Source organism: Acidovorax delafieldii (assembly GCF_007993815.1).
GTDB lineage: Bacteria > Pseudomonadota > Gammaproteobacteria > Burkholderiales > Burkholderiaceae_C > Acidovorax > Acidovorax delafieldii.
Map to the genome: position 1 here is coordinate 905,873 of NZ_VJWE01000011.1, position 14,747 is coordinate 920,619.

17 protein-coding genes are annotated in these 14,747 nt (G+C 65.4%); 12 read left to right on the top strand and 5 right to left on the bottom strand.

The genetic code is table 11. From position 1 onward, the window contains the following. Window positions 1-55: 55 nt before the first annotated feature. The 3 genes from ATF69_RS23140 to ATF69_RS06880 all read left to right on the top strand — a co-directional run bounded on the left by ATF69_RS23140 (window position 56) and on the right by ATF69_RS06880 (window position 3,179). A complete protein-coding gene (locus tag ATF69_RS23140; protein WP_165836532.1) occupies window positions 56-202 on the top strand; it encodes a hypothetical protein in 147 nt (48 codons plus the stop codon). Between the two features lie 92 nt (window positions 203-294). Then, entirely contained in the window at window positions 295-1,002 is a 708-nt protein-coding gene (gene queC / locus ATF69_RS06875; protein WP_146870300.1) for a 7-cyano-7-deazaguanine synthase QueC, read from the top strand. A 305-nt stretch (window positions 1,003-1,307) separates the two neighbouring features. Beyond that, window positions 1,308-3,179: a phosphoenolpyruvate carboxykinase (GTP) gene (locus ATF69_RS06880; protein ID WP_146870302.1), complete on the top strand. Its 1,872-nt coding sequence runs from the start codon at window positions 1,308-1,310 to the stop codon at window positions 3,177-3,179. 186 nt (window positions 3,180-3,365) lie between these two features. Here the strand turns inward: ATF69_RS06880 and ATF69_RS06885 are convergent, their stop codons facing one another. Further along, complete coding sequence (locus ATF69_RS06885) at window positions 3,366-3,806, bottom strand: hypothetical protein (RefSeq protein WP_146870304.1); 441 nt, start codon at window positions 3,804-3,806, stop codon at window positions 3,366-3,368. Window positions 3,807-3,943: 137 nt separating this feature from the next. Between ATF69_RS06885 and ATF69_RS06890 the strand changes: the two genes are divergently transcribed. The 5 genes from ATF69_RS06890 (at window position 3,944) to ATF69_RS06910 (ending at window position 7,956) form a co-directional block, all read left to right on the top strand. After that, complete coding sequence (locus tag ATF69_RS06890) at window positions 3,944-4,921, top strand: LysR family transcriptional regulator (protein WP_015012001.1); 978 nt, start codon at window positions 3,944-3,946, stop codon at window positions 4,919-4,921. Between the two features lie 12 nt (window positions 4,922-4,933). Next, entirely contained in the window at window positions 4,934-5,779 is an 846-nt protein-coding gene (locus ATF69_RS06895) for a metallophosphoesterase (protein ID WP_099731586.1), read from the top strand. 113 nt (window positions 5,780-5,892) lie between these two features. Further along, window positions 5,893-6,315 (top strand): universal stress protein, encoded by a 423-nt coding sequence (locus ATF69_RS06900; protein WP_015011999.1) that lies wholly within the window; start codon window positions 5,893-5,895, stop codon window positions 6,313-6,315. A gap of 191 nt (window positions 6,316-6,506) precedes the next feature. Further along, window positions 6,507-6,962 (top strand): fasciclin domain-containing protein, encoded by a 456-nt coding sequence (locus tag ATF69_RS06905; protein ID WP_146870306.1) that lies wholly within the window; start codon window positions 6,507-6,509, stop codon window positions 6,960-6,962. 55 nt (window positions 6,963-7,017) lie between these two features. Then, window positions 7,018-7,956: a fasciclin domain-containing protein gene (locus ATF69_RS06910; RefSeq protein ID WP_146870307.1), complete on the top strand. Its 939-nt coding sequence runs from the start codon at window positions 7,018-7,020 to the stop codon at window positions 7,954-7,956. 101 nt (window positions 7,957-8,057) lie between these two features. Here the strand turns inward: ATF69_RS06910 and ATF69_RS06915 are convergent, their stop codons facing one another. Then, a complete protein-coding gene (locus ATF69_RS06915; protein WP_082522288.1) occupies window positions 8,058-8,681 on the bottom strand; it encodes a TetR/AcrR family transcriptional regulator in 624 nt (207 codons plus the stop codon). Window positions 8,682-8,797: 116 nt separating this feature from the next. Further along, window positions 8,798-9,709, bottom strand: coding sequence for a LysR family transcriptional regulator ArgP (locus tag ATF69_RS06920; RefSeq protein ID WP_056057711.1), 912 nt, complete (start codon window positions 9,707-9,709; stop codon window positions 8,798-8,800). Window positions 9,710-9,885: 176 nt separating this feature from the next. On the opposite strand from ATF69_RS06920, the gene ATF69_RS06925 reads away from it, so the two are divergent. Further along, window positions 9,886-11,223 (top strand): D-amino acid dehydrogenase, encoded by a 1,338-nt coding sequence (locus ATF69_RS06925; protein ID WP_056742348.1) that lies wholly within the window; start codon window positions 9,886-9,888, stop codon window positions 11,221-11,223. Window positions 11,224-11,271: 48 nt separating this feature from the next. Then, window positions 11,272-11,847, top strand: coding sequence for a flavodoxin family protein (locus ATF69_RS06930; protein WP_146870309.1), 576 nt, complete (start codon window positions 11,272-11,274; stop codon window positions 11,845-11,847). A gap of 45 nt (window positions 11,848-11,892) precedes the next feature. Here the strand turns inward: ATF69_RS06930 and ATF69_RS06935 are convergent, their stop codons facing one another. Together ATF69_RS06935 and ATF69_RS06940 are read right to left on the bottom strand one after the other, a co-directional pair. Next, on the bottom strand, window positions 11,893-12,651 hold the full coding sequence (locus ATF69_RS06935; protein WP_056057075.1) for a YdcF family protein: 759 nt from the start codon (window positions 12,649-12,651) through the stop codon (window positions 11,893-11,895). A 61-nt stretch (window positions 12,652-12,712) separates the two neighbouring features. Next, window positions 12,713-13,504 carry an alpha/beta fold hydrolase gene (locus ATF69_RS06940; protein WP_056057073.1) on the bottom strand — a complete coding sequence of 264 codons (792 nt, stop codon included), beginning with the start codon at window positions 13,502-13,504 and terminating at the stop codon, window positions 12,713-12,715. Window positions 13,505-13,608: 104 nt separating this feature from the next. Here ATF69_RS06940 and ATF69_RS06945 point away from each other — a divergent pair, with 104 nt between their 5' ends. Then, window positions 13,609-14,130, top strand: a complete 522-nt coding sequence (locus ATF69_RS06945; RefSeq protein WP_146870311.1) for a flavin reductase family protein — start codon at window positions 13,609-13,611, stop codon at window positions 14,128-14,130. Then, on the top strand, window positions 14,127-14,717 hold the full coding sequence (locus ATF69_RS06950; protein ID WP_116748531.1) for an MOSC domain-containing protein: 591 nt from the start codon (window positions 14,127-14,129) through the stop codon (window positions 14,715-14,717). Before ATF69_RS06945 ends, ATF69_RS06950 begins: the two co-directional genes overlap by 4 nt. The last annotated feature ends 30 nt before the right edge of the window (window positions 14,718-14,747 follow it).

Sequence of the window (14,747 nt, forward strand, 5' to 3'; positions counted from 1 at the left end):
CCACGCAGGTTCTCGCGGCTAGAATTGCGCAAGTTTTAAGCATCTGGAGCCCACCATGTCTGACCACAACACCTCGCACGCCCCCGCAACACCATCGAACGACCCTGTGGAAAACGTCGTTCACGTGGTCCCCGTGGTGCTGCCTGTGGTGGGCGGCATCATGATGTTCCTGCTGGCGTTCATCGCCGTGATGATGGCCTGACCGCTCCGGCAGGCCTCCACCACAGCCCCGCAGTGCGGGGCTTTTTTTCGTCCAGCCCCCACTCCCATCCTCGTTTGACCTGGAGAACCCCCATGAGACCCGGACACGCACTCGTCCTCTTTTCCGGAGGCCAAGACTCCACCACCTGCCTGGCCTGGGCTCTGGAGAACTTTGCCCATGTCGAAACCATCGGCTTTGACTATGGCCAGCGCCACCATATCGAACTGCAGGCGCGGCAGACGGTGCTGTCATCGCTGCGCGCGCAGTTTCCACAGTGGAACGCCCGGCTGGGCGATGACCACATGCTGGACCTGGCGGTCCTGGGCCACATCAGCGACACGGCGCTGACGAGCGACACCGAGATCCAGATGACCGCCGCCGGCCTGCCCAACACTTTTGTGCCAGGGCGCAACCTGCTGTTCTTCCAGCTGGCGGCCGCCGTGGGCTACCGGCGTGGCCTGCACACCCTGGTGGGCGGCATGTGCGAGACCGACTTTTCGGGCTACCCCGACTGCCGTGACGACACGCTCAAGGCGCTGCAGGTGGCCGTGTCGCTGGGCATGGGACAGCGTTTCACCTTCGATACCCCACTCATGTGGCTGGACAAGGCCGAGACCTGGGAACTGGCCCGGGCCCTCGGTGGGAAGGCACTGGTCGATCTGATCGTGAACGACTCGCACACCTGCTACCACGGCGTGCGCGACACGCTGCATGCGTGGGGCTACGGCTGCGGCACCTGCCCTGCCTGCGCGCTGCGCAAAAGCGGCTATGAGCGCTGGAGCGGTGCCACGACCGCCTAGTCCCAAAGTCCACGAAGATGGGGGCAAGAACCATGCATAAACCTATGTTATTTTTGCATGGTTTTGACCCCTGTCTGACAGACAAACCGGCGGCAGATTCATAAAATTGACATCCCAGCCGACCCGCGGAATCCGTGGAACTAGCCTCCACCCGTGGGGCTGACACACGCTCCCGCCCGCCGACTGAGCACGAAAGCCGTTTTTTCAAAGGCAGCGCTCAGCACCGCAACTGCGCCAGGCCTCGCCGTGACCCGCCCGGTCCGCTTCCTTTGAAAAAACGTTTTTTCAACTTAGGAAGCTCCCCGATGAACGCACCCACGATGCAGGGCCTGAATCTCAACGCCCCCGCTTACGTCAAAAACGCCCGGCTGCTCGCCTGGGTGGCCGACATGGCCGCCCTGTGCAAACCCGACACCATTTACTGGTGCGACGGCTCCCAGGAAGAGTACGACCGCCTGTGCCAGCAGCTGGTCGATGCTGGCACCTTCAAGAAGCTGAACCCCGCCAAGCGCCCCGGCAGCTTCCTGGCCTGGTCCGATCCATCGGACGTGGCCCGTGTGGAAGACCGCACCTACATCTGCTCGGCCGCCAAGGAAGACGCCGGCCCCACCAACAACTGGATGGCTCCCGCTGAAATGCGCGCCACGCTGCAGCCACTGTTTGACGGCTGCATGAAGGGCCGCACCATGTACGTGGTGCCGTTCAGCATGGGCCCACTGGGCAGCCACATCGCCCACATCGGCGTGGAGCTGACCGACAGCGCCTACGTGGCCGTGAACCAGCGCCTGATGACCCGCATGGGCAAGGCCGTGTACGACGTGCTGGGTGTGGAAGGCGAGTTCGTGCCTTGCATGCACACCGTGGGCGCGCCCCTGGCCGAAGGCGAGAAGGACACGACGAGCTGGCCTTGCAACCCCAAGGTCAAGTACATCGTCCACTACCCAGAAACGCGCGAAATCTGGTCCTACGGCTCGGGCTACGGCGGCAACGCGCTGCTGGGCAAGAAGTGCCTGGCCCTGCGCATCGCGTCCACCATGGGCCGCGACCAAGGCTGGCTGGCCGAACACATGCTCATCCTGGGCGTGACCAACCCCCAAGGCAAGAAATACCACGTGGCAGCGGCCTTCCCCAGCGCCTGCGGCAAGACCAACTTCTCGATGCTGGTGCCGCCCGAGGCGGGCTTTGCCGGCTGGAAGGTCACCACCATCGGTGACGATATCGCCTGGATCAAGCCCCATGCCGACGGCAAGATGTACGCCATCAACCCTGAGGCCGGCTACTTCGGCGTGGCCCCCGGCACCAACATGCACACCAACCCCAACTGCATGCGCAGCCTGGACAAGGACGTGATCTTCACCAACGTGGCCCTGACGGACGACGGCGACGTTTGGTGGGAAGGCATGGAAAAGGACACCGGCAAGCTGCCGGACCACCTGATCGACTGGCAAGGCAAGGACTGGACGCCCCAGATCGCCAAGGAAACCGGCGCCAAGGCTGCCCACCCCAACTCGCGCTTCACGGTGGCTGCCACCAACAACCCTGCGCTCGACCCCCAGTGGGACGATGCCAATGGCGTGCCAATTGATGCCTTCATCTTCGGCGGCCGCCGCTCCACCACCGTGCCGCTGGTGACCGAAGCCCGCACCTGGACGGAAGGCGTGTACATGGCTGCCACCATGGGCTCTGAAACCACCGCTGCAGCCTTTGGTGCCCAAGGCGTGGTGCGCCGCGACCCCTTCGCCATGCTGCCGTTCTGCGGCTACAACATGAGTGACTACTTCCAGCACTGGCTAAACATGGAAGGCCAAATCGCCGCCACCGGCAAGGCGCTGCCCAAGGTGTTCTGCGTGAACTGGTTCCGCAAGGACGAGGCTGGCAAGTTCGTCTGGCCCGGTTATGGCGACAACATGCGCGTGCTCAAGTGGATGATTGACCGCATCGAAGGCCAGGCCCAAGGCCAGGAAACCATGTTCGGCGTGGCCCCGCAGTACGCAGAGATCAACTGGACGGGCCTGGACTTCAGCGCCCACAAGTTTGACGCCGTGACCAGCATCGACAAGGCGGCCTGGGCCGAAGAGTTCAAGCTGCACGATGCACACTTCGAACAGCTGGCCTACCACCTGCCAAAGGCGCTGCTCGATACCAAGGCGCAACTGCAAAAGCGTTTGGCAGCCTGACGCTGCGACATTCAGTCAAGGAAGCTGACCATTCAAAGCCGTCCCGCCCTTGCGGGGCGGCTTTTTTTCGTGCGGACACTGCAAGAACAGACTGCACGCGGGGCGCAACGGGGCATAAAAAAAGCCGTGGCGTTGGCCACGGCTTTGAATGGGAGTCTCTGCGCAGCGTGCGCCGCGCAAAATGCTTCAGTAGTACTTGCGGATGCTGTTCACAGTGGGAATACCCATGGCATGGTTCAGTTCAGCCATGATCCGTGGGTCCTTCAGGGCGACTTGCCAGGTGCGCTGATCTTCAGCAGCGCGGCGACGGCTTTCAGCCCATGCCAGCGCAGTGTCGCGCAGCGCAACACCGGCGCGGCGGGCGGGGCTGGTCAGGAGCGCCAGGGCCGCAAAGGCCACGAGCCACAGCACCATCCAGGCAGCCAGCAGGTGGCCTTCGGTCCAGGTGTCGATGACTTGGTTGGCCACCACCAGCAGCGCGGAGACCACGGCGGCCAACAGCAGGGAGGCTGCGCCACGCGCGCCGTCAAAATGGGCGGCAGCGCTCTTCAGAGCGGCGGCTGCGTTTTCGGCCCGGACAACGCCGGGGTGTTCGGTGGGGTACTCAACGTGTGCAAAGGCGGTCATTTCGGTTTCCCTTTTCTAACGCTTGTGGCGAGATTGCCGGGCGATGGGGTGATATTAGGGTTTACCCTTTGCATGTTCAAGTTTATATTTTGAATCATTGATATTCATATCAGTGATGAATATGCTCTCGGGTGACCATGACTCCCCTGAACTTCCGCTCCCTGGACCTGAACCTGCTGCGCGTCTTTGACGAGGTGATGGCAGAGCGCAGCCTCACCCGGGCTGCGCACAAGCTGTCTATCACCCAGCCGGCCGTCAGCAATGCCATGCGGCGCCTGCGCGATGTGGTGGGCGATGAACTGGTGGTGCGCAGCGGCCAGGGGGTGGAGCCCACGCCACGTGCGCTGGCCCTGTGGCCGCCCGTGCGCGAGGCCCTGGCCCATTTGCAGGAGTCCCTGGCGCCGGGGCACTTTGACCCGGCAACGGCGGAGTCCACCTTTGTGCTGGCGATGGCCGATGCCACGGCGGCGACGCTGGTGCCGGCCCTGGTGGAGATCATCGAGCGCGAAGCCCCCGGCATCTCCATCCGCGTGCTGCCGCTGACCACGCGCGACCCCCGGCGTCTGCTCGAAGAAGAGGCGGCCGACATGGCTGTGGGTTACTTTCCAGCGGCACTGGCCGACCTCACCGCGCGGGCGCAATCAGGCGGCGTGGTCGCCTTTGAAAGCCGCCGGCTGTACGACGGCGAATACGTGTGCGTGATGCGCCAGGGCCACCCTCTGGCCGACGCGCCCCTGACGCTGGACACCTACTGTGCAGCGCGGCACATGCTGGTGAGTTTTTCGGGCCGGCCCTTTGGTTTCATCGACGAAGCCCTGGCGTCGCTGGGCCGCGAGCGCAAGGTGGTGATCACGGTCAACCAATTCTTCACGGCCGGTCGGGTGGTGTCGGGCTCGGACCTGCTGACCGTGCTGCCGCGCCACTTTGTGCCAGTGACCGGCATCGCCGACGCCTTGGTGCAACGGGCTTTGCCGCTGGACGTGCCCGCCGTGCACGTGGATGCCCTGTGGCGCCGGCGCGGCCCCCAGCAGGCTGCAATGACCTGGCTGCTGCAGGCGCTTGCACGGTCAGCACGGCGCACCTTTCCGGGGCAGGACCTGCACGGCACGCCTTAGACTGCACGGCTGATGAATATCCAGCTTTTGTCCGACCTCCATCTGGAGGCACACCCCTACTTTGTGCCCGAGCCCGCCCTTGGCGCGGATGTGCTGGTGCTGGCGGGGGACGTGGGCTCCTACCAGCAGGGCTCTCAACTGGACGACGACGACTTCGGCCTGGCCCGGTTTTCGCCGTTGTCCCAATATGCAGGCTGGCCGACCCCCGTGCTGTTTGTGCCCGGCAACCATGAGTACGACGCCCAGGACTTCGATGCCGCGCACCTGCGGCTGCGCCGGACCTGCGACCGCCTGGGCATTGCGTGGCTCGAACGTGAAACCCTGGTGCTGCAAGGCGTGCGCTTTGTCGGCACGACGCTCTGGAGCGATTTCGACGCGCTGGCCGACCACGAAGGCACCACCGACCTCACGCGCCGGCTCAAGCTGCGCGACAAGGCTTTTCGCGCGGCCAACTTCTACCTGCGCAAGACCGGTGGCACGCGCCACGCGGAGCCGTTTCTGGCCGAACCCATGCGCGATCAGGCGCTGGTCTGCCAGCAGTGGCTGCGCGATGCGCTGCAGCAGCCATTTGACGGTGCCACCGTGGTTGTCACCCACTTTGCGCCCAGCCTGCGCAGCGCCGACCCCCGCTACGGCCTGGTGCCTGGCACGGCGGGGTTTTGCAACGCGCTGGACGACCTGCTGATGTACACCCCGCTGTGGCTACACGGCCACCTGCATGCGCCCAGCGACTACACCGCCCAGGGCACGCACAGCGATGGCTCCGCCTGGCAGTGCCGGGTGGTGGCCAACCCGCTGGGTTATGCGCGCAAGGGCGAGCAGATAGCGTTTCAGCCGCGCTGCATGGTCACCGTATGATCGGTGCGCGGTTCGTACGAATCCGCCACGCGCCGAACAGAACAACATGACCCAGGTCAAGACAACAGGCACCCGCGCAGAGTAGTCTGCTTCATCCTTTTTCGGAGAACACCATGAACATCCTGCTTGCTGTCGATGGCAGCGCCTACACCAAGAAAATGCTGGCCTACCTGGCCACCCACGAAGAACTGCTGGGCGGCACCCACACCTACACCGTGCTGACGGTGCAGGCCCCGCTGCCTCCCCGCGCACGCGCCGCGCTGGGCAAGGAAGTGGTCGACAACTACCACGCGGAAGAAGCCGAAAAAATCCTCGCCCCGGTGTGCAAGTTCCTGGGCCGCCACGGGGTGGATGCCAAGCGCAGCGTCAAGGTCGGCGCGGTGGGCGAGACCATTGCCAAGGTGGCAGACACCGGCAAGTTCGACCTGCTGGTCATGGGCTCGCACGGCCATGGCGCCATCGCCACGCTGGTGATGGGCTCGGTGACCACCCAGGTGCTGGCCCACAGCAAGGTGCCGCTGCTGATCGTTCGCTGAACGCACAGGTCCACAGCGCACAACGGCGCAACGCCCACCCCAAAGCCCTGCCTTGCAGGGCTTTTTTTCATCTCGTTACGACCAAAGGGTTATTGAATAACCAATCAGTTTACTTTTGTACCAAATGGTTATACATTCGCGCCACGCCCATCTTGGCGTGTCATTTCCATCGAAACCGAGAGGAACGACCCATGAAGAAGACCCTGATTGCACTCGCTTTGACCGCTGGCGCCACCTTCAGCGCCATGGCGCAAGACATCGTCGATACCGCCGTGAAGGCGGGCAACTTCAAGACCCTGGTGGCCGCCGTGCAGGCCGCCGGTCTGGTGGAAACCCTCAAGGGCCCCGGCCCGTTCACAGTGTTTGCCCCCACCGACGAAGCGTTCGCCAAGATCCCCAAGGCCACGCTGGACGGCCTGCTGGCTGACAAGGCCGCACTGACCAAGGTGCTGACCTACCACGTGGTGCCCGGCAAGGTCATGGCCAAGGATGTGAAGGCGGGCAAGGTCAAGACCGTGCAAGGCCAGGAACTCACCGTCACCACCAACATGGGCGTGATGGTGGACCAGTCCAAGGTCATCGCCGCCGACGTGGCCGCCAGCAACGGCGTGATCCATGCGATCGACACGGTGCTGATGCCCAAGTAAGCCACAGGCACCACCGCTCTTTTCACCCACCATCCATTCACGAGGAGAAGCCGCCATGAACACCGTATTCAATCGCCGCACCGTCCTGATGGCCGCCGCCCTGGGCGCCAGCACCACCCTGTTGCAGGCCTGCGGGGGCAGCGACGACGAACCCCAGCGCAACATCGTCGAGCTGGCGCAAAACACCCCCGAGCTGAGCATCCTGGTCGAAGCCGTGGTCGCAGCTGGCCTGGCGCCCACGCTGAGCACAGGCACGCTCACCGTGTTCGCGCCCACCAACGCGGCGTTTGCGGCGTTGCTGACCGAACTGGGCGTGACCAAGGAAGCGCTGCTGGCCAACAAGCCCCTGCTGACCGCCGTGCTGACCTACCACGTGCTGGGCAGCAAGGTGATGCGGGCTGATGTGCCTCTGGGCAAGGCGATCACGCCGGTGTCGGGCGGCTTCTTCAAGGTCGAGTCGAACAACGGCCTGAAGATCACCGATGGCCGCAACCGCGTGAGCACCATCACCAGCACCGACATCCAGGCCAGCAACGGCGTGGTGCATCTGGTGGACAAGGTGCTGCTGCCCGCCGACAAGGACATCGTGGCCACGGCCTCGGCCCTGCCGGACTTCAGCATCCTCGTCGAGGCCGTAGTGGCCGCGGGCCTGGTGAGCACACTGCAAGGCGCGGGCCCTTTCACCGTGTTTGCCCCCACCAACGCCGCGTTTGCGGCGCTGCTGACCGAGCTGGGCGTGACCAAGGACGCGTTGCTGGCCAACAAGACCCTGCTGACCCAGGTGCTGACCTACCACGTGGTGCCCGCGCGCGTGCTCAAGGCCGAAGTGCCTGTGAACACCGCCATCACCACCGTGCAGGGCCAGACCTTCAGCATCAATTCCAGCTTGGTGATCACCGACCAGAACATGCGCACCAGCAATATTGTGGCGACCGACGTATTCACCAGCAACGGCGTGATCCACGTGGTGGACAAGGTGATCCTGCCGAAGTGACAGGGCCCCAGGTGCTGCGCGGCTCCACCGGCGCAGCACCCACACAGCAAAAAGCCCGGCGTGCCGGGCTTTTTGCTGTGTGGCCTATGAAGCCGCCCGGCTCAACGCGCCGCCAGGCCGTCAAAACAGGTGCGCACCACCAGGTCCACGATTTCGGCGTCCGAGTACTGCCCGCCTTCCTTGAGGAAGCTCACCACCGGGTCGCACGCACGCGCATACAGGGTGTACAGCACGACCAGCGGTGGCAGCGTGGGGCTGATCACCCCCTGGGCCTGGGCCTGGGTGATCCATTCGCCGATCTGGTCGCTCACGGCCACCAGTCCGTTCAGGTAGTCCTTGTTGGCCATGAGCACCGCACGCAGCGTGGAGTTGCGGCTGGGCAGCAGGGGCATCTCGTTGGTCAGCAGCCGCTCCAGCGACCAGCGCACCAGCGCATGCAGCTTTTCCAGCGGCGGCATGTCGGCCGGCAACCCTGCCAGATAAGCCTGTACGCGCCCCAGGATCTGCACCATGGCGGCGCTGCACAGCTCTTCCTTGCTGCAGAAATGCTTGTACAGGCTGGCCTTGGCGATACCGACGGCGTTGGCCACGTCGTCCATGGTCATGGCGTCGAAGGCTTTTTCGCCCAGCAGGCGGCAGGCGGACTGGAGGATGGCATCCTCGCGGGCCTGATGCATCTGCTCCTTGAAAGAGACTTTGGGTTGCGGCGTTTGCATGGCGTCCATTTTATACATTGCAGTAAAAAAATAAATGACTAAGTTGCAATGCAACTACGTCGTTCACGTTTTTGACAGCACAAACCGTGCCTTGCGCCCCGCATGTGGCGAACAGCAAGGCCGTGTCAGGACACCAGCGCCTGGGCCGCGGCGCCCGTCAGCGCTGCCGACAATGCATCCAGCAGCTCGGATTCCAGGTTCCAGCAATGCCAATAGAGCTGGATCGGCAGTGAGCGGCCTGGGGCCAGGTCCACCATGCTGCCGTCGGCCAGCGCCTGCCGCGCCATCAGCTCGGGCATCACCCCCACGGCCCAGCCAGCGGCCACCGCACGCATCTGCGCCTCAGAGCCCGGCACAAACAGGTGGTTGAGCGCCACGCGCTTGAGCCCGAACGCACGGGCCACAAACTCGGCCGCCATGTCGTCCTTGCGGTTGAACGACAAAAAAGACACGTCGCGGAAGTTGTGGGGCGTCAGCCCCTGCGGCAGGTACTGCTGCGCGTAACTGGCCGACGCCACCGCCACATAGGGCATGGCGCCGAGCGGCACCATCTTGCAACCACGCAGCGCCTGCTTGAGCGTGGTCACACAGCCCAGCACCTGGCCCGAGCGCAGCCATTCCTGCGTGAAGTCCTGGTCGTCCACGATGATTTCGAGCGGCAGGCGCTGGCGCACCAGATCGTGCAGCGCACCCATGGCCCAGGTGGCGATGCTGTCGGCGTTGATGGCGATCGAGATGCGCTCGTCTTCGCGCGAGCCCCCCGGCGCGCTGGGCGCCAGCTCCTGCAGGTCGCGCTCCAGGTCGGCGCGCAACAGGCGCATTTGCTTGGTGTGCTTGAGCAGCAGCTGCCCGGCCGACGTGGGCCGCAGCGGGCGGCTGCGCACGATGAGCACCGAGCCCACCTGCGCCTCCAGCGCGCGCAGGCGCTGCGAGACGGCCGACTGCGTGACGTTCAGGCGCTGCGCGGCGCGCTCGAAGCCGCCCTCTTCAACGATGGCGGCAAGGCATTCCAGGGCGGCGGGATCGTAGGTGCTCATGGTCTCTGGCTCGAACAAAAGAGGGTTGTCTCCGCAGCGCCATTCATTAGGTGCGCTGATGTTTTTGGAGTAAGTTTAATTTTGCTTTTAGTTGAATGCAATGTCGCGCACACTGCGCCCCATCGTGTCCCGCACTGGGGCGTGTGGCACGCACAGGCTCACAAGGCATTCCGCATATGAAAACCATTGTTCTCGGCGCCGGCATCATCGGCATCAGCACGGCGTGGCACCTGCTGGAACGCGGTCACGAAGTCATCGTGATCGACCGCCAGCCCGATGCCGCGCTCGAAACCAGCTTTGCCAATGCGGCACAGATCTCGGTGAGCTACTGCGAGCCCTGGGCCAACCGCGAGGCGCCTCTCAAGGCGCTCAAGTGGATGTTCGACAAGGAAGCGCCGCTGCTGTTTCGCCCGCAGATGGACTGGCAGCAATGGCGCTGGGGCCTGCAGTTCCTGGCACAGTGCAACGACGCGGCGTTCGAGCGCAATGTGCAGCAGATTGTGGCGCTGGGCGCCTACAGCCATGCCGCGCTGAAGGACCTGGTGAAAACCACGGGCATCGAATACAACCGGCTCGAACGCGGCATTGCCCACTTCTACACCGACCAGAAATCGTTTGACGCCGCAGGCCATGCCGTGGAGCTGATGCGCAAGCATGGCGTGCAGCGCCGCCTGGTGAGCCGCGACGAGCTGCTGCAGATCGAACCGGCCTTCAAGGCCTACGGCGACAAGATCACCGGCGGCACCTACACCAGCACTGACGAAAGCGGCGATGCACGGGTCTTCACCCAGGAACTGGCCCGCCGCTGCGCAGCGCGCGGCGTGCAGTTCCTGTACGGCCACGATGTGCTGCGGCTGAACAAGATTGGCAATGCTATTGATTCAGTAGCAGTCATGCCAAATTCCACTAGCGCAAGCGGCAAAAAAGACTTCATATTGAAGGCGGACGCCATCGTGGTGGCCTGCGGCTCGTACAGCGCTCCGCTGCTGCGCAGTGTGGGCGTGGACCTGCCGATCTACCCTGGCAAGGGCTACAGCGCGACCTTCCCGCTGCTCAAGCCCGAGGGTGCGCCCATGGTCTCCACCATCGACGACGGCAAGAAGATCGCCATGAGCCGCCTGGGCAACCACCTGCGCGTGGCAGGCACCATCGAGCTCAACGGCTGGGACCTGACACTCGACAGCTCCCTGGCCCGCGCGCGCTGCCACATGCTCTCGCGCCGCATCGAGGCCATCCTGCCCGGCGTGTGCGACACGCGCACGCCCGAGGAAGGCGGCAACCCGCAGTACTGGACCGGCCTGCGCCCCGCCACGCCCACCAACATCCCGTTCATCGGTCGCACCCGCGTGGGCAAACTCTGGGTCAACGCGGGCCACGGCACGCTGGGCTGGACGCACGGTGCGGGCTCGGGCAAGGCCCTGGCCGAGCTGATCAGTGGCGAACAGCCTGCGATGAACTTTGGTTTTCTGGGTGCCGAAGCCGTGCGCGCGCCCCGCGCTGTGGTCCCGGCCTGAGGGACGGCGCCCACCCTGCGCCTGCAGACACGGGCCGGTGCCGCTACGATGCCGGCCATGTCTGCACCCCATTACCTCTTCCTCACCACCTCCACCCGCGAACCCGGCCACCTCGGCAACACCGAATGGCTGGCGCGGCAGGCCGCAGCGGCCCTGCCTGCGGGCACGGAGCAAACCTGGCACCACCTCGCACGCATGCAGTTGCCGCCCTTTGTGGACCAGCGCCACACCAGCGGCACCTACGCACCGCCTGAGGGCGACATGAAAACCCTTCTGGACGCCACGCTGGCCGCCAGCCACATTGTTTGGGTGGCGCCGGTGTACTGGTACAGCATCCCCTCGCCGCTCAAAACCTACCTCGACCACTGGAGCGCCTGGATGCGCGTGCCCGGCCTGGACTTCAAGGACGCCATGGGCCGCAAGACGCTGTCGCTCATCACCACCAGCGGCGATCGCACCAAGGCCCAGCCCATGATCGATTCGGTGGCGCTGTGTGCTCAGTTCCTGTCCATGACCTGGGGCGGCGCCCTGTGGGGCAAGGGCGGACCCCCGGGCGCCGTGCAGGCCGATGCGCAGGCGGTGGAAGCCGCCAGCCGCTTCCTGGTCACACCCGCCGCAGGCTGATCTGAGAGCCTGTGGACGATCTCGCAGGGGATCGTCAACGAGCTCTCAGCGGTCCAGCGAAGCACGCTGGGCCACTATGCCCAGCCATTCATGCAGCGCCAGGCTGCTGTCGGACAGGGCCGAGGCGCGGGGCAGCACGCGATAGAGCTTGCGCGACTGCCCCCCTTTGAAGCCCATGGGCGCAGGCAGCACCTGCAGCCCGGCGTGTTCAAAGTCCTTCGCCGCCCGAACCATGTGCCAGCCGTGGGTGACAAGCGCAATGCGCTCGATGCCCGAGGCCTTGAGCAGCACAGCCGATTTTTCGGCGTTGTTGCGGGTGTCGAGGGACTCCACTTCGGTCCAGCGCACGCGGCCCTTGAACTCCCGCTCCACCACGTCCTTCATCACCAGGGCCTCGGCCCGTGTGCCGCCCGTGGAGCCCCCCGTGGCCAGAATGGGCAGGCCGGTCTGCTGCTGCAGGTAGGCGGCATAGCGAACCCGCTCGCGTGCGCCCCGGCTGAGCACGTCCACCCCGTATTCGGGCGCCACGGTGTCGGCGCCGCCACCCAGCACCACGATGGCCTGCACCTTCGCCTCGGGCAACTGGCGCGGCGTGACGGCGGGGTAGCGCTCGAGGCTGCGCACCAGCGCGTCCGACACCGGCGGCCAGGACAACACCAGCACCGACAACAGCGACAGCACCACCAGCGTGTTGCCAGTGCGACGGTGGTACCGCGCCAGCCACAGACCAAACAGCGCCAGCACGATGCTGGACACCGGCGGCAACAGCAGCGCAGACAGAATTTTCTTGAGGGCAAACAACATGGAGAAAGAAGGCAGCGTTCATGCCCGGGCGCGGCGGCCGGGCGAGCCAAGATCAAAAGGGTCAGTGCAGCGTGCGCCGGTGGGCCAGAAAATCGAGCAGCGCAGCGTCAAACCCCTCGGGGTCTTCCAGCTGGGGCCAATGCCCCACATGCGGCAGCAGCACCGTCTGCGCATCGGGCAACACCTGGGCCAGCGCCTGCAAGGCTGCGGGGGGAGTGCACCGGTCCTGATCACCGCCCACCAGCAGCACCGGCATGGCCAAATGCGCCAGCGCGGCGGCACCCCGGTCAAACGTGGGCAGGGCCTCCAGGGCGCGGCGGTAAGCGCCCGGGAACACCTGGCCCAGTGCATGGCCCGCCAGCCGTACGCCTTCGGGCAGGGCGCCGGTGCCGATGCACTGCGGCACCAGGGTCTGTGCCAGTTGTTCCATGCTGCCGCCCGCATCCAGGGCCTTGAGGGCCTGCTCGCGCGGTGCCACCCAGTCTTGCACGGCCTGGGCATCCAGCGCCGGGCCGCCTGCGCACAGCACCATGCGGCGCACCTTGGACGCATCGCGCACGGCGGCCTCCAGCGCCACCATGGCGCCCATGCCGTGGCCGACGAGGGTGACGGGGCCACAGCGCAGCGCGTCGATCAACGCCAGGCAGCTTTGTGCCAGCGCCTTGAAGGTGTAGGGCTCCACGGGCGCACTGCGGCCATAACCTGGCATGTCCCAGGCCACGGCCCGGTAGCCTGCAGTGGCCAGGGTCTCCACCTGGGGCGCAAAGGTAAGGTGGTCGCCATCGGCATCGTGCAGCATGAGCACGGTAGGGCCGGAGCCGAGGGTGGTGAAGGTAGGGAGCAGTGCAGCCATGCGGTGAAAAGCAGAAGTAAACCCCGCAACAGCGCAGCGGAGGGTGGCGCCTGATAATAGGTCCTGTTGCTTGCCTCCACGCCGCCACCGCTGGCGCCGCTTTTGTGAACCCATCGCTCCCCCGCCCCGCCCTCGCCCTACCGCCGAGCTTTTCGACCCGCGAATTCCGCAATGCGCTGGGCATGTTCGCCACGGGTGTGACCATCGTGACCGCCCGCAATGCCGCGGATGAACTGGTGGGGCTCACGGCCAGCTCGTTCAATTCGGTGTCGCTGGAGCCCCCGCTGGTGCTGTGGAGCCTGTCGCATGGCGCCAGCACCATGCCGGCGTTTGCCAACGGCTCACACTACGCCATCCATGTGCTGGCAGCGGACCAGAAAGACCTGGCCGAACGGTTCGCCACCCGCGGCATCGACCGCTGGGCCGGCCTGGAGCACCGCCCCGGTATCAGCGGCGCGCCGCTGCTGGCCGGTGCCGCCGCCACGTTCGAGTGCTTCAACCGCAGCCAGTACAAGGAGGGTGACCACACCATCTTCGTGGGCGAGGTGGAGCGCTGCGAGCACCGCGAGGGCGCGTCGCCCCTGCTGTACCACGGCGGCAAGTTCTACACCGAGCACCCGCTGTGACGGCGCCCTTCATCGTCGTACGCCACGTGAATGTCGGCTCCGCCCGCCGCCTGAAGGTGGGCGAGCGGTCGGTGCTCACCGCTATCGGCAAAACATCCGTCACCGACCCCGTGTCTGTGGGCCCACTGGGGCTGGCGGGCGACGAGCAGGCCGACCTGAGCGTGCACGGCGGTCTGGCCAAGGCGGTGTATGCCTACCCCGCAGCGCACTATGCGTTCTGGCAGGCCCAACGCCGCGAGCGGGGCGTGAGCCTGTTCGACGAGGCGCTGCCACCAGGCTTCATGGGCGAGAACCTCACCATTGACGGACCGCTGGAGCATGAGGTGTTTGTGGGCGACGAGTGGCATTTCCCGGACTGCGTGCTGCGCGTGACGGCCCCCCGCGAGCCCTGCTTCAAGTTCAATGCCGTGATGGGTTTTGCCCAAGCCGGCCGCGCCATGGCGGTGGCGGGATGCTGCGGCTACTACCTGGCGGTGGACCGGCCCGGCACCATCGCCGCCGGGCAGACCGCCACGCTGGTCGCGGGGCAACGCGGGCTGAGCATTGCCCAGGCATTTGCGGGCAAGTTCGCCAAGCACGCACGCTGACCCGGCTGCGGCAGCATTCGCGCGCCGCAC

What these genes read in the sequence shown, in the direction of transcription:
- ATF69_RS23140 (WP_165836532.1), top strand. Translation starts at nt 56, where the DNA reads ATGTCTGACCACAACACCTCGCACGCCCCCGCAACACCATCGAACGAC.
- queC (WP_146870300.1), top strand. Translation starts at nt 295, where the DNA reads ATGAGACCCGGACACGCACTCGTCCTCTTTTCCGGAGGCCAAGACTCC.
- ATF69_RS06880 (WP_146870302.1), top strand. Translation starts at nt 1,308, where the DNA reads ATGAACGCACCCACGATGCAGGGCCTGAATCTCAACGCCCCCGCTTAC.
- ATF69_RS06885 (WP_146870304.1), bottom strand. Translation starts at nt 3,806, where the DNA reads ATGACCGCCTTTGCACACGTTGAGTACCCCACCGAACACCCCGGCGTT.
- ATF69_RS06890 (WP_015012001.1), top strand. Translation starts at nt 3,944, where the DNA reads ATGACTCCCCTGAACTTCCGCTCCCTGGACCTGAACCTGCTGCGCGTC.
- ATF69_RS06895 (WP_099731586.1), top strand. Translation starts at nt 4,934, where the DNA reads ATGAATATCCAGCTTTTGTCCGACCTCCATCTGGAGGCACACCCCTAC.
- ATF69_RS06900 (WP_015011999.1), top strand. Translation starts at nt 5,893, where the DNA reads ATGAACATCCTGCTTGCTGTCGATGGCAGCGCCTACACCAAGAAAATG.
- ATF69_RS06905 (WP_146870306.1), top strand. Translation starts at nt 6,507, where the DNA reads ATGAAGAAGACCCTGATTGCACTCGCTTTGACCGCTGGCGCCACCTTC.
- ATF69_RS06910 (WP_146870307.1), top strand. Translation starts at nt 7,018, where the DNA reads ATGAACACCGTATTCAATCGCCGCACCGTCCTGATGGCCGCCGCCCTG.
- ATF69_RS06915 (WP_082522288.1), bottom strand. Translation starts at nt 8,681, where the DNA reads ATGGACGCCATGCAAACGCCGCAACCCAAAGTCTCTTTCAAGGAGCAG.
- ATF69_RS06920 (WP_056057711.1), bottom strand. Translation starts at nt 9,709, where the DNA reads ATGAGCACCTACGATCCCGCCGCCCTGGAATGCCTTGCCGCCATCGTT.
- ATF69_RS06925 (WP_056742348.1), top strand. Translation starts at nt 9,886, where the DNA reads ATGAAAACCATTGTTCTCGGCGCCGGCATCATCGGCATCAGCACGGCG.
- ATF69_RS06930 (WP_146870309.1), top strand. Translation starts at nt 11,272, where the DNA reads ATGCCGGCCATGTCTGCACCCCATTACCTCTTCCTCACCACCTCCACC.
- ATF69_RS06935 (WP_056057075.1), bottom strand. Translation starts at nt 12,651, where the DNA reads ATGTTGTTTGCCCTCAAGAAAATTCTGTCTGCGCTGCTGTTGCCGCCG.
- ATF69_RS06940 (WP_056057073.1), bottom strand. Translation starts at nt 13,504, where the DNA reads ATGGCTGCACTGCTCCCTACCTTCACCACCCTCGGCTCCGGCCCTACC.